Source organism: Myroides sp. LJL116, from assembly GCF_054871685.1.
In genome coordinates, this window is the sequence record NZ_JBTXLR010000002.1 from 1 (window position 1) to 14,588 (window position 14,588).

General features: G+C 33.3%; 15 protein-coding genes. All 15 read right to left on the reverse strand.

What is annotated here, in order from left to right:
• Nucleotides 1-189 precede the first annotated feature (189 nt).
• Nucleotides 190-1,200 (reverse strand): LLM class flavin-dependent oxidoreductase, encoded by a 1,011-nt coding sequence (locus ACYSNM_RS02085; protein WP_461755434.1) that lies wholly within the window; start codon nt 1,198-1,200, stop codon nt 190-192.
• Nucleotides 1,201-1,357: 157 nt separating this feature from the next.
• Nucleotides 1,358-2,806, reverse strand: a complete 1,449-nt coding sequence (locus tag ACYSNM_RS02090; RefSeq protein ID WP_461755435.1) for an HmuY family protein — start codon at nt 2,804-2,806, stop codon at nt 1,358-1,360.
• Between the two features lie 10 nt (nt 2,807-2,816).
• Complete coding sequence (locus ACYSNM_RS02095; RefSeq protein ID WP_461755436.1) at nt 2,817-4,934, reverse strand: TonB-dependent receptor plug domain-containing protein; 2,118 nt, start codon at nt 4,932-4,934, stop codon at nt 2,817-2,819.
• Between the two features lie 137 nt (nt 4,935-5,071).
• Nucleotides 5,072-6,007 carry a citrulline utilization hydrolase CtlX gene (ctlX, locus tag ACYSNM_RS02100; protein WP_461755606.1) on the reverse strand — a complete coding sequence of 312 codons (936 nt, stop codon included), beginning with the start codon at nt 6,005-6,007 and terminating at the stop codon, nt 5,072-5,074.
• Nucleotides 6,008-6,014: 7 nt separating this feature from the next.
• Nucleotides 6,015-6,932, reverse strand: a complete 918-nt coding sequence (locus ACYSNM_RS02105; protein ID WP_461755437.1) for a dimethylarginine dimethylaminohydrolase family protein — start codon at nt 6,930-6,932, stop codon at nt 6,015-6,017.
• A 101-nt stretch (nt 6,933-7,033) separates the two neighbouring features.
• Nucleotides 7,034-8,320 (reverse strand): citrate synthase, encoded by a 1,287-nt coding sequence (locus ACYSNM_RS02110; RefSeq protein ID WP_461755438.1) that lies wholly within the window; start codon nt 8,318-8,320, stop codon nt 7,034-7,036.
• Nucleotides 8,321-8,601: 281 nt separating this feature from the next.
• Nucleotides 8,602-9,891 carry a phosphopyruvate hydratase gene (eno, locus tag ACYSNM_RS02115; RefSeq protein ID WP_461755439.1) on the reverse strand — a complete coding sequence of 430 codons (1,290 nt, stop codon included), beginning with the start codon at nt 9,889-9,891 and terminating at the stop codon, nt 8,602-8,604.
• Between the two features lie 118 nt (nt 9,892-10,009).
• A complete protein-coding gene (gene carA, locus ACYSNM_RS02120) occupies nt 10,010-11,131 on the reverse strand; it encodes a glutamine-hydrolyzing carbamoyl-phosphate synthase small subunit (RefSeq protein WP_461755440.1) in 1,122 nt (373 codons plus the stop codon).
• Between the two features lie 118 nt (nt 11,132-11,249).
• Entirely contained in the window at nt 11,250-11,723 is a 474-nt protein-coding gene (gene rplQ, locus ACYSNM_RS02125) for a 50S ribosomal protein L17 (protein WP_461754257.1), read from the reverse strand.
• Between the two features lie 33 nt (nt 11,724-11,756).
• Entirely contained in the window at nt 11,757-12,749 is a 993-nt protein-coding gene (locus ACYSNM_RS02130; RefSeq protein ID WP_461754258.1) for a DNA-directed RNA polymerase subunit alpha, read from the reverse strand.
• A 25-nt stretch (nt 12,750-12,774) separates the two neighbouring features.
• Nucleotides 12,775-13,380 (reverse strand): 30S ribosomal protein S4, encoded by a 606-nt coding sequence (rpsD, locus tag ACYSNM_RS02135; RefSeq protein WP_461754259.1) that lies wholly within the window; start codon nt 13,378-13,380, stop codon nt 12,775-12,777.
• Nucleotides 13,381-13,470: 90 nt separating this feature from the next.
• The gene (gene rpsK / locus ACYSNM_RS02140) at nt 13,471-13,854 is read right to left on the reverse strand and encodes a 30S ribosomal protein S11 (protein ID WP_010251764.1); all 384 of its coding nucleotides are present in this window, start codon (nt 13,852-13,854) and stop codon (nt 13,471-13,473) included.
• 11 nt (nt 13,855-13,865) lie between these two features.
• On the reverse strand, nt 13,866-14,240 hold the full coding sequence (gene rpsM / locus ACYSNM_RS02145; RefSeq protein ID WP_461754260.1) for a 30S ribosomal protein S13: 375 nt from the start codon (nt 14,238-14,240) through the stop codon (nt 13,866-13,868).
• 2 nt (nt 14,241-14,242) lie between these two features.
• The gene (gene ykgO / locus ACYSNM_RS02150) at nt 14,243-14,359 is read right to left on the reverse strand and encodes a type B 50S ribosomal protein L36 (protein WP_461754261.1); all 117 of its coding nucleotides are present in this window, start codon (nt 14,357-14,359) and stop codon (nt 14,243-14,245) included.
• A gap of 13 nt (nt 14,360-14,372) precedes the next feature.
• Nucleotides 14,373-14,588, reverse strand: a complete 216-nt coding sequence (gene infA, locus ACYSNM_RS02155; protein ID WP_002987492.1) for a translation initiation factor IF-1 — start codon at nt 14,586-14,588, stop codon at nt 14,373-14,375.

The following is a 14,588-nucleotide window of genomic DNA, read 5'->3' on the forward strand; positions in this document are numbered from 1 at the left end:
AAATTTATTTTTCTTAAAATTTCTTTAATGTTTTTAAAAGGTAACTTTACTTCTTTTTGTATAAGATCGTCTTGCTTAATGCGGGTGCAAAAGTAGAAACTTATTGTTTACTTCCAAACTTTATACAGGCTTTTTTTCTAAAAACTATTACACACAATAGACAAACTACTCAAGAACAATAGATTAAACTTAAAAGTTTTTTTCAACATTTTGCATTAATTCACTAAATAACTCGATACTTTGCTGTTTAGCTTTTATATCATATATAGGAGAGTGAATCATTAACTCGTCCACTTCTAGAATATCACAGAATCTTTGCACCTCAGGAAGCAATTCCTCTTTACTACCTATAAAGGAGCAAGCTGTCATATCTAAAACATAATCTCTTTCAATTTCACTCCATATTCCCTGCATAGAAAAAACTGGTTCTTGTAATGGTTTACGATCATTCCTTATAATACCTAAAAACATTTTATAAAAAGAGGTTGCTAAAATATTGGCCTTATCTGAATCATCTGCAACAATAGCATTGACACAAGCTATAAAATACGGTTGGTTTAAATATTCACTTGGTTTAAAATTTTTGCGGTAAATTTTTGCAGCCAATTGCAATTGATTTGGAGCAAAATGACTCGCAAAAGCGTAAGGCAACCCTAATTCAGCTGCAAGATAAGCACTATCTGTACTAGACCCTAGTATCCACATATCTACTTTAGCCCCTTCTCCAGGAAAAGCCCTAACTGTTGCACTTGGATCGGTATTTTTAAAAAAGCTCTCTAATTCCTTAATTTGATCTATAAAACCATTAGGTTGTAAAGTGGTGTTTCTACGAAGAGCCATGGCAGTTAACTGATCTGTCCCTGGAGCACGACCTAAACCTAAGTCAATACGCCCTGGATATAAAGCTTCTAAAGTTCCAAATTGCTCAGCAATAACTAAACTAGAATGATTCGGAAGCATAATTCCACCAGAACCAACCCTAATCCTAGATGTTCCTTGAGCAACATAACCAATTAACACAGAAGTTGCACTACTAGCAATATTTGCCATATTATGGTGTTCTGCTAACCAAAATCTTGTATAGCCAAGATTTTCCGCTTCTTGAGCTGTTTTCAAAACATTATTAAAAGTTTCCTTTATAGTGCGATTTTGACCAATAGTAGCTGTATCTAGAAATGAATAACCTATCTTTTGTTTCATAATAAAATAATATCAGTTTATTAATATAATATTTAAAACCCAAAAGACACTAACCTTAAACACAATATTAACAAACCCAGCTAAGGGAGAAAAAACATAAAAAAAAAAGCCCTAAGTTTCACTTAGAGCTTTTATACCTATATATAATACTTATTTTCTAATACAGTAAGGAGTATTCAAACCTAGGATACCCCCTATTTCCTTTTTCATCGGAAAAACTTAACATTCTAAATTTATAATAATTGCTTTGAGAATCTTTTAATACATAAAAAACATCTTTATAAACAACTCTCTCTACACTTACATCTCTCCAAGTATCTCCTATAATTCGTAAATCATAACTAAAATTAGCTGGATCTATTTGATCTAAAGTGAAATCTTTATAAAATGTCTTTTCACCTTCGGGAATTCTAACCATGTATGCCTGCACATTAGCATAACGATTTTGTACAATAAAATCAGAAAAACCATAAGACCCCATAGGAGCACCGTTTTGATCAACTGTATTTGTAAAGACAGTGAAGTTCAAATCCCATTTATCTTTACTTGGCTCTACATTTACAATGCTTTGTGTATTGAAACTAAAAAAGTTGAAATTAAACCCTGTTCTTTTTGGAATACTCACCTCTTTATAAACAACCTCTTGTGGTTTGCTATATTGTAATAGGTAAGCATTATCTCGTATAAGTACGCGAATCTTCATCCATCCTCTAGGCTGACCAGCCACGTTTACAGATCCTGGGATCACACCTTGATCACTTCCAATTTCATTACCTAAATTCACAAGATATACGCGGTTATTTCTATCTATAACATCCACCGCAGAAATAGCTGTCTGATTTAAGTTACCACTAGGGTTATCAATGTAAGCAATATTATACGGATCAAAAGTACCAATACGAATATCTTCCTGTAAACTTTTTAGCATATTATCTGATATAACTTCTGTCATGGAGCTAACATTTATAACTCCAGCTGCCATATAAACAGATCCATTTAGCTTAACCACAAATTCAGGTCCATCACTAAAAAAAGCTAAATCCCAAGAATCCCTTCTTACAGGATACATTGCACGATCTGCTAAATCTACATATACTTGATTTTTCTCATTAGGACCACCTAAATTAGGAGCAAGCACACCACCTAAAGAGGCATTATAACTAATTGTCAAAACACTAAATCCTCTAATAACAGGAGTCGCGCTTGAATAATTAATCTTCTCAATGGTAAAAGTAACTGCTCTATCACTATTGGGATCACTAACTTTTAAATTTTCAAAAATAAAATCAACGCTATTATCTCCCTTTGCAAAAGGTATAGTCAATAAATTGCTTTGATTAATAGTTGGAATAGTACTAAAATCTTCCCCAAATATAGCCTGTTGTGTAGTTACTCTTACTTCCACACTTCCATCCTCTAAAGCATTGTGTGAAAAAAGTAAAGGTATGCTAGTTGGTTGTGTAATTTCTCCATATGGAATAGATTGCTCTTTAAAGGCAACAATAAACTCTCTTTGCTCGTTATTTCCAGATGTAGAGTCTTTTTGACAAGATCCCACTGTGATAAAAACGCAAACTAAAAGTAAAACTTTTAAAATATTCTTCATACTATTTATTTTAAAAACCTAAATTATACTGTACTTTCAGAAAAAAACTACGTCCATAAGCAATAGGCATTACAGTTGAACCAGGTTCGTGCGCTGTAGCGGCATTTGCTGTTGTTTTCAAATTAATAACATTGAAAATATTTCTAACACCAAAAGTAGCGGTAAGTTTTCTATCCAAAAACGGTTGTCTTATACTAAAGTCTAACCAAGAATAACTATCTTGTTTTCCTTTATAATAATAATCACCAAACATATCTGACTCCATTACATACTTGTATTCTGCTCCATTATATTTATAATATAAAGACAAAGAAGTATTCCAATTAGGTAATTTGTAACTAACATTGGCAGTAACCTCAGGAGTATAAAGGTATTTATCTGTATCGGTTGGGGCTTCAAACATTTGCTGAGCTGATCCTGACATGGTAAAACCTACACCAAAATCTAGATTTTTCCAGCTAACTTGATTCAAGAAAGTTACTCCAATATTACGGTAACGATCCACATTCATGTATTTAAACTTTAAACCACTTGGCTCATACATTTGAACTAAATCAATTTTATCATTTACTTGTAAATAGCGTCCTGATAAACTTGTACTTACCTCTAAGTCTTCGTTTATTTCAATATCTTTTTTCAAATTTAAAAAGAACGTCTTTCCTTTCTCCGGTGTTAAATCTGGGTTCCCTTGTAAATCATGATTAACATCCACAAAATAAGTATACATCTCTTCGTAGTTAGGAAGTCTTGGAGAAGTACCTAAAGTTGCGCGAATTTCATAACCGCTTTTAAGAACATATTTCAATACTAAACTTAAAGCATGTTCGTTTTTAAACGTATTTGAAGTCATTAAACGATAACCAGGCCTAACCATAAAACGAGGCAGAACATTAATCTCGGAAGAAGCATAAAAATCATAACTTCCTAAAGTATGGTTTTCTGGCTTTTCCCCTAAATTCTGAGACATAATAGAATATCCTTTACTATTTGTAAACTCATATCCTACCTGGAACTTTGCATTATCCCATTTAATGAATTCACTAAAAGTACCTCTTGAGAAAAAGACTTCTCTACTTTCTGTTTTTACATTAGAAGAATCAAACTTTTCATCATATTTGATTCTATAACGATAACTTTCATTGTTTTTCTCTTGTTTTTGATAAGAGAAAGACAAATCAAAAAACATCAAATCTTTAATATGCCCAGAAGTATTTAAAACATTTGACCACCTTTTGGTATTTATTTTTTGATCTAAAGCAATAGGATCGGTGGTTTCAAATAAAGGGTCTTCATTTAAGTCAAAAAGTTTTCCGTAATTTTTCATACGTTCATCAAAATACTCAAACTTATAAAACACACGGTAAGATCCTTTGTGATAATTAATAAAAGCTTTTAAGTTATTTTGATTTTTCGGTAACCATTCATGACCGCGTCTATCCTCATCTCCATAATAAGTAAAACCTTTTCTTTGGTCATACCATCCTTTAAAATCACTGTGAGTATAGCTTACACTAGCATAAATATTATCGTTAATATTATGCCCCATGGTTAAACCTTGTATATGTTTACCTTTATCTTTTAAATTATATTCCTTACCAACTGTTTCTTCTTGTACAAACGCACTAACATTCCAGTCATTTATATTATTTTTCTTAGTAATAATATTGATTATTCCTGTAACAGCGTTAGCTCCATAGTCTACTCCCATAGATCCTTCTACAATCTCGATCTGAGCAACGTCATCTAAGTTAATTTGAGTAAGGTCAGTATTATTTCCAAAACCTTCATCACTAATCATGGGTACATTATCTATCAATATAGTAAAGTACTGACCGTCTAATCCGAACATCTTAATACTTGAACGTCCTGTACTAGCATTAGGTAAAATAGAAATATTCATAACCTGATTTAATGCATCAGCAAGTGTAACTGCACCCAAGTTTTCGATACGTTGTCTATTTAATACCGTTACATTATTTACAGCCTTATTGATAGACTGGGGATTATATTGTCCGGTAATAACAATCTCCTCTAATTTATGTTGCGGTGAACTTATAGTATCTTGAGCATAAATACCCATACTTAGAAAGTAACATAAACCAAGTACAAATAGTGACTTGCGTTTCATTTAAATATTTTTAGTTTGAACCTATTTTTTTTAATGATGCAAATATAAGAATATTTATTATTTAAAATGAGTTTAAATAATAAATATTCCCTAAAAAAAAGCGAAGTTTTGAACTTCGCTTTAGTATTTTTTTTAATTTACACCCTTGGTAGAAAAATTTCTGCCATCATGCAACGAGCACTTCCTCCTCCACATGCTTCTATAGTATCTAAACTACTATGTAAGATAGAACAATGTTTTTCAATTGCATCGATTTGATCCTTTGTCAGACTATTGTAAGCCTGAGTAGACATCACAAGATATTTTTTACCTTGATCACCTAGAACTTGTAACATATTACCGGCAAAATTATTCACCTGATCTTCAGAAATAGTAATAATTTCCTTCTTGCTTTCTTTCAAGTGATTCAAAACAATCTTCTTTTCTTGCTTATCATCAATAGCATCAGCACAGATAATAGCGAAATCATCTGCTAAACACATCATCACATTGGTGTGATAAATATTCTTTCTTTGACCATCTACAGTATGAAATGCTTCAAATATAACTGGATCCATTTCAAACTCTTCACAGAACTCAATAACTAGATCCTCATCTGCACGCTGTGATAAGGCACAATAAACTTTATTATTTACTCTATCAATTAATAAGCTACCTGTGCCTTCTAAAAATAACTCATCTTCCTCTGCAGAGGTATAATCCCAAATATCCGAGATTTCAAAACCTTTTTCCTCAAGTAAGTCTAAGATATCCTCTCTTCTTTCCAAACGACGGTTCTCAGCAAACATTGGATATAAAATCACTTCGCCAGAATCGTGAAAAGAAATCCAGTTATTAGGGAAGATACTATCTGGTGTGTCTGGAGATTTTGTATCCTGTACAACTGTTACATCTACACCAACTCCTTGTAATTTTTCCACAAATGCATCGAACTCCTCTTGAGCTTTAGCATTTACTGTCTCAGGACTTAAATTATCTAGGACACGTTGGTAATAGTTATTTACTGCTGTTTGCTCATTCATACGAAAAGCAACAGGTCTTATCATTAAAATAGAATTTGTTATCTGCATAATATATATTTTATTTATCTCTAATTAAAGGAAGTGTAGTACAACGTAGAAGCCCTTCTTGCTTTGCAATTTCCCCATAAGGTACTGCCTCTACTATAAAGCCCTGTTCGGCTAACCAATTATTTAAACGGGAGAAACTCTTTTCTGAAACAACAACATTCTTATCAATAGAAAAAACATTGGAATTCATATCATACATTTCCTGCTTACTAATGTGGAATAAATTATCCATACCAAATAGCTCTACTAAAAAGGCATATTCTTTTGGATCATAAAAACCCTCTTTATGAATAATTGCCTTGTCTGTCCCAACAGGTTGAAAGCAACAATCCAAATGCAGGGCATTTTCTTTTGCGTTAGTCTTTGATTTTACAAGATCAAAACTACTTATGGTTTTATTGGGAAACAATTCTTTTATAAAGTCTACACCTAGGGCATTGGTGCGAGCAGTTATAAAATCTGCATAGTCGGGTCTTTTATAGGTACCGATAAAAATATGATCTCCCCATAACATTACATCGCCACCTTCGAAATGAACTTGCTCTGGTGCTGATATAATATTGTTAGGGTTTATTTTATCTAATATATGCTCTAAGGCTCCTAGTTCTCGAGACCTTTCTGGCAAAACATTTGCCTTGATGAATTTATCTTCAATAACAAAACCTATATCTCTTGAGAAGATTTGATTATAATCTTCAATTATACTAGGTCGATACACATCGATTTCATACTTTAAAAAAAGGCTCTCTAAAGTATCCATTTCTTGAATCATATCCTTTTCCGTAGGATATGTTCCATTTAAGATATGCTCTAATGATTTAGGATCATAAGCATCTTCTATACTAGGGGTGGGTCCATTACTGACAGCAGTGCCAAGGACCACAGCCCGCAATCTACTTGTTTCGTCTACAACATTTAAATCTAACATAAATAGTTTTTTACAAATATAAGAAAACCCCTCTTAGCTTTTTGGGCAAAAAAAAAAGAGTCTTTAAAAAAAGACTCTTTATAAATATAGCGAAAATCTAATTATTTTCTTTGATCTACTGGAACATATTCTCTTAATGTCTCCCCAATATAGATTTGTCTAGGACGTCCAATTGGTTCTTTATTAATACGCATTTCTTTCCATTGTGCAATCCACCCTGGAAGACGACCAATAGCAAACATTACAGTAAACATCTCTGTAGGTATTCCTAATGCTCTATAGATAATTCCTGAGTAAAAATCTACATTAGGGTAAAGATGTCTTTGTACGAAATAAGGATCTTTTAACGCAGCAACTTCTAATTTCTTAGCAATTTCTAAAACTGGGTCATCTACTCCTAATTTACCTAAAACTTCATCTGCAGCTTTCTTAATAATTCTAGCACGTGGATCGAAGTTTTTGTATACTCTGTGTCCGAATCCCATTAAACGGAAAGGATCATCTTTGTCTTTAGCTTTAGCAATGTATTTATCCACATCTCCTCCATCTTTTTGGATATCTTCTAACATTTCTAATACAGCTTGGTTTGCTCCACCATGTAAAGGTCCCCATAGAGCAGAAACTCCAGCAGAAATAGAAGCAAATAAACCAGCATGAGACGAACCTACCATACGAACAGTAGAAGTAGAACAGTTTTGCTCATGATCTGCATGTAAGATAAATAATTTATCTACAGCATTTTTAACAACTGGATCTATTTCATAAGGTTCAGTTGGTAAAGAGAACATTAATTGTAAGAAGTTATCTACATAGCTCTCTGTATTATTATAATAGTTTAAAGGATACCCTTTAGCTTTACGGTAGGTCCAAGTTGCAATAACTAGGAATTTACCCATTGTCTTACAAACAGCATCGTATAAAGACTTTTTGCAATCTGCATCTACTACTTTAGGATTAAAGGCAGTAAGGGCGCTAGTTAAAGATGCCAACACTCCCATTGGGTGAGCTGTTCTAGGGAATCCTTCGATTATCTTACGCATTTCCTCATTCACTAGTGTATACTTGCGAATATCTGTTTCGAATTGCGCTAATTCTTCTTTAGTAGGTAACTCTCCAAAGATAATTAGGTAAGCTACTTCTAAGAAATTAGAATTTGCTGCTAAATCTTCAATAGAATATCCTCTATAACGTAAAATTCCTTCTTCACCATCTAAGTAAGTAATTGCACTTTGGCATGAACCTGAATTTTTGTATCCTGGATCGTAAGTAATAGCTCCTGTTAAAGCGCGAAGCTTAAGAATATCAATAGCTACTTCATTTTCCGTTCCAACTAACACAGGAAATTCATGTCGTTGTCCGTCTATCTCTATATAAGCTGTTTTAGACATATTGTAATTATTTTATATTTTTATTATTTCTTTTCAATATTTGCAATGCTTTAATCTTTAGCATTTCTCAGTAGGAAAGATATGAAATAATATACATACCTACAAGTTAAAAACACCTTGCTAGGCCAATATTAATCATATATACAAACCTTTTACATTCAAAATATTTGAATAAAAAACAACGATGCCCAAAATTATCATTTTCTCAATAAAATATATAAAATACTTATAAAAAAATAAAGCCCTCTCAAAATGGAGGGCTAAATTTTTGTAAAATATTTTTACTTAATCTTAAAAGCTTTATCTTGAGGATAATAAGCTACAAAACCAAGCTCTTCTTCTATACGTAATAGTTGATTATACTTTGCCATACGGTCTGAACGAGATGCAGAACCTGTTTTTATCTGTCCACAATTAAGTGCTACAGCAAGGTCAGCAATCGTACTATCCTCTGTTTCACCCGAACGGTGAGACATAACTGAAGTGAATCCAGCATTTTTAGCCATATTAACTGCAGCGATAGTTTCTGTTAAAGTACCAATTTGATTTACCTTGATTAAAATTGAATTACCAATACCTTCAGTAACTCCTCTTTCTAAACGTTCTACATTAGTAACAAATAAATCATCTCCTACTAACTGTACAGTTTCACCAATTTTATCCGTTAAATATTTCCAACCAGCCCAGTCATCTTCATACATACCATCTTCAATAGAAATAATTGGGTATTTTGTACAAAGTTCTGCAAGATAATCTGCTTGCTCTTCTGAAGTACGAACCTTTCCTTGTGGTCCTTCAAATTTACTATAGTCGTATTTGCCATCAACATAGAATTCAGAAGCTGCACAGTCTAAAGCAACCATAATTTGATCACCAAAACTATACCCAGCATTTTCTACTGCAAGCTTAATACAATCTAAAGCATCTTCAGTTCCATCTAAAGTTGGAGCGAAACCACCTTCATCCCCTACTGCAGTACTTAAACCACGTGCATGTAAAACATTTTTAAGACTATGGAAGATCTCCGTACCCATTTGTAAAGCTTGAGAAAAACTCTCTGCTTTAACAGGCATAATCATAAACTCTTGAAATGCGATAGGAGCATCAGAGTGTGAACCTCCATTTATAATATTCATCATAGGTACTGGCAAAGTATTAGCAGATACACCACCTACATAACGGTATAGTGGTAAACCTAACTCAGCCGCTGCCGCTTTAGCAACTGCTAAAGAAACACCTAAAATAGCATTAGCACCAAGATTGCTCTTATTTGCAGTTCCATCTAATTCAATCATTAATTGATCGATTGCATTTTGCTCTAGAACACTTACACCAACGATATTTTCAGCAATAATTGTATTCACATTCTCTACAGCATTTAAAACGCCTTTACCTAAGAATGCTTTACCACCATCTCTTAATTCAACAGCTTCATGTTCTCCAGTTGAAGCACCTGAAGGAACAGCTGCTCTACCTAAAAACCCACCATCTGTGATAACATCTACCTCTATAGTTGGATTACCTCTAGAGTCTAAAATTTGACGTGCATGCACACTAACGATTGTACTCATATTATAATTGTGTCTTTAAAATTTAGTTAGGCAAAACTACAAATTTAAAAGCAAAAAAACTTTACATTTCACAACCAATACTCAATACTTAGATAAAAAGCCAAAAAAAAAGTAGCTATTAAATAGCTACTTTACTTTTATTTATATTTTCTACAAATTGATCAAACAAATAACGAGAGTCATGAGGTCCAGGACTTGCTTCCGGGTGGTATTGTACCGAGAAGATATCCTTATCCTTCATACGCATACCTGCAACTGTACCATCGTTTAAATGAACATGAGTTAATTCTAAAGTAGGGTGATCTTCTAAATCCTCCTTGATAATAGCGAACCCATGATTTTGAGAAGTGATTTCACCTAATCCAGTTAATAAGTTCTTTACTGGGTGGTTTACTCCTCTATGTCCACTAAACATCTTGAAAGTATTTACTCCTTGAGATAATCCGATCAATTGATGTCCTAGACAAATTCCAAATACTGGTTTATTAGAAGCAATAACTTCTTTAACTACATCTAAAACTCCAAGTTTACCAAGAGCTAGAGGATCACCAGGCCCATTAGATAAGAAGAACCCATCAGGATTGAAATCCAACAACTCAGCATACTTAGTGTTATAAGGAAATACTTTAATGAAACATCCACGCTCAGCAAGGCATTTTAAAATACTAGCTTTGATACCAAAATCTAGAGCAGCTACTTTAATAGGAGCCTCTGGATCACCATAAGTATAAGCTTCTTTAGTGGAAACTTTAGAAGCTAGTTCTAAACCTTCCATAGAAGGAATCTCTTTCAATTTCTTTTTAAGATCTTCTATGCTAGTACCATCCGTTGAAATAATAGCATTCATAGCTCCATGCTCACGAATGTAAGTAGTTAATGCTCTTGTATCCACATCACAAATAGCTACTAAAGAGTGTTTCTTAAAATAAGATAAAACGTCTGAATAAGAATTAGCACGAGAGTTCACATTACTAAAACTCTTACATACTAAACCAGCAATCTTAATACCATCCGAATCTACTTCATCAACATTTACTCCATAGTTCCCAATATGTGGACTAGTAGCCAACATAATTTGACCAAAGTAAGAAGGGTCAGTAAAAACTTCTTGGTAACCAGTCATACCAGTGTTGAAGCAAATCTCCCCATAAGCAGTACCAGATACACCTACAGATTTACCATAAAAAACAGTACCATCACTTAGTACTATAACGGCGTTTTCTTTTTTATTATATTCCATTATTATTCGTTGTATAGTATAGGACAAAATTAAAACAAAAAAACATAAAAAAAGGGACATCCTTTAAAAGAATGTCCCTTTTATTTATGAAATTTTACAAGTAAAAAATGTAAAATTATTATTCATTAGTTTCTGCTTCATTTGAAGTTTCAACTGTTGTTACTTCTTCAGTAGCTTTTTTCTTACCTCTACGAGTATTCTTTTTAGCTTCTTTCTTCGCAACATTGTAGATTTCGTTGAAGTCTACGAACTCAATCATAGCCATATCAGCGTTATCTCCTAAACGATTACCTAATTTGATAATACGAGTATATCCACCTGGACGATCACCAACTTTTTGAGCTACTTCTCTGAATAATTCAGTAACAGCTTCTTTTTGTTTGATGTAAGAGAAAACTACACGACGATTATGAGTATCGTCAGTTTTAGCTTTAGTCACTAATGGTTCAATAAATTGTTGTAAAGCTTTAGCTTTAGCTACAGTAGTATTGATACGCTTGTGCTCGATTAAAGAACAAGCCATATTAGCTAACATAGATTTTCTATGACCAGCTTTTCTACCTAGTTTATTAATTTTTTTTCCGTGTCTCATTTCTTTCTAGAATTTAGACTTTAAAGGTCTAGATTATTCTTTATCTAATTTGTATTTTGATAGATCCATACCAAAATTCAGTCCTTTAACTGCAACTAATTCTTCCAACTCTGATAAAGATTTTTTACCAAAGTTTCTGAATTTCATTAAGTCGTTTTTGTTAAAAGAAACTAAATCCCCTAATGTATCTACTTCAGCCGCTTTCAAACAATTCAATGCTCGAACTGAAAGATCTAAATCTACCAATTTAGTTTTTAGAAGCTGTCTCATATGTAATGATTCCTCATCATATGATTCAGTTTGAGCGATCTCGTCCGCCTCTAAAGTAATTCTCTCGTCAGAGAACAGCATAAAATGATGAATCAATGTTTTAGCTGCTTCCGTTAAGGCATCTTTTGGGTGAATCGAACCATCTGTTACGATATCAAAAACTAACTTTTCGTAGTCAGTTTTTTGTTCAACACGATAGTTTTCGATTGCATACTTAACGTTCTTAACTGGAGTATAAATTGAATCTGTAAAGATAGTTCCGATTGGTGCATTTGGCTTTCTATTTTCTTCAGCTGGCACGTATCCTCTACCTTTTTCGATACTTAAATCCATATTGATAGTAACATTACTATCTAAATTACAGATAACTAAGTCAGGGTTTAGAACTTGAAAGCTAGAGATGTATTTTTGAAAATCACCTGCTGTCAATTGTTCTTTACCAGAGAAAGAAATACTTACAGTTTCGCTATCTACCTCTTCTATTTGACGTTTAAAACGAACCTGTTTTAAATTAAGAATGATTTCTGTTACATCCTCAACCACACCTGCTATAGTAGAAAACTCATGATCCACGCCTTCTATGCGAACTGAAGTAATTGCATATCCTTCCAAGGAAGAAAGAAGAACTCTTCTTAATGCATTACCAATAGTCAATCCATATCCCGGTTCCAAAGGTCTAAATTCGAATTTACCTTTAAAATCGGTCGAATCAATCATGATAACTTTATCGGGCTTTTGAAAATTAAATATTGCCATATTTGTTTCGACTGAATGTCAATTATTATTTGTTGTACAACTCTACGATTAACTGTTCTTTGATGTTTTCTGGAACTTGAAGTCTTTGAGGAGTAGCTACGAAGCTTCCTTCTAAAGTTTCAGGATTCCAAGTAATCCATTCATAAACAGTACTAGAATTAGATAACGAACGTTCAATGATTTCTAGAGATTTAGATTTTTCACGAACTGCAACTTTATCACCAGGTTTTAATTGGTAAGAAGGGATATTTACTACCTCTCCATTAACAGTAATATGTCTGTGAGAAACAATTTGACGCGCTGCTGGTCTAGAAGGAGCAATACCCATTCTGTAAACAACGTTATCTAATCTTGATTCACATAATTGAATCAATACCTCACCTGTTACTCCACGAGCTGCAGCAGCTTTTTTGTAAAGGTTACGGAATTGTTTTTCTAAAATACCATAAGTATATTTAGCTTTTTGTTTTTCCATTAACTGGATAGCGTACTCAGATTTCTTACCTCTTTTTTTCGCTAAACCATGTTGCCCTGGAGGGTAATTTCTTTTTTCAAAAGATTTGTCATCTCCGAAAATAGCTTCGCCGAACTTACGTGCGATTTTAGTTTGTGGACCAGTATATCTTGCCATTTCTAAAAAATTAAAAAAAGGTAGGAGATTATGAATTCAGGTCACTTTCCTCCGATAATCTAATCCTACCTTATGTGTTATACTATAAAATTAAACTCTTCTTCTCTTTGGAGGACGACATCCGTTGTGTGGCATTGGAGTAATATCGATGATCTCTGTTACTTCAATTCCGTTGTTATGTAATGAACGGATAGCAGATTCTCTACCATTTCCAGGTCCTTTTACATAAACCTTAACTTTTTTAAGTCCTGCCTCAAGTGCAACTTTACCACAATCTTCTGCAGCCATCTGAGCAGCATATGGAGTGTTCTTTTTAGAACCTCTGAATCCCATTTTACCTGCTGATGACCAAGAGATCACTTCACCTTTTTTATTAGTCAATGAAATGATGATATTGTTAAACGTCGCATTAATATGAGCTTCACCTGTTGATTCAACAAGTACTTTACGTTTTTTTGTATTCGCTTTAGCCATATTACTACTTATTATTTAGTTGCTTTTTTCTTGTTAGCAACAGTTTTTCTTTTACCTTTTCTAGTTCTAGAGTTATTCTTAGTTCTTTGTCCTCTTAATGGAAGACCAGTTCTATGACGAATTCCTCTGTAACATCCGATATCCATTAAACGTTTGATGTTTAATGAAATTTCAGAACGTAATTCTCCTTCGATAGTGAATTGCCCTACAGCTTCACGAATAGCACCGATTTCATCATCGTTCCACTCTTGAACTTTTTTATCTTCACTTACTTGAGCTCTCTCAAGAACTTCTTTAGCTCTACTTGAACCAATTCCGAAGATATAAGTTAAAGCAATAACTCCTCTTTTGTGTTTAGGTATATCTACCCCTGCGATTCTTGCCATAATTATCCTTGTCTTTGATTAAATCTAGGATTCTTTTTATTAATAACGTAAAGTCTACCTTTTCTACGTACTATAATGCACTCGGCACTTCTTTTTTTAACTGATGCTCTTACTTTCATTTTAATAGCCTCTTTAATATCTATAAGTAATTCTTGCTTTGGTTAAGTCATATGGACTCATTTCCAATTTAACTCTGTCTCCTGGTAGCAACTTAATATAGTGCATACGCATTTTACCTGAGATATGAGCTATCACAACATGTCCATTTTCTAATTCAACACGGAACATTGCATTGGATAATGCTTCTATGATTGCCCCGTCTTGTTCTATTGCTGATTGTTTTGCCAT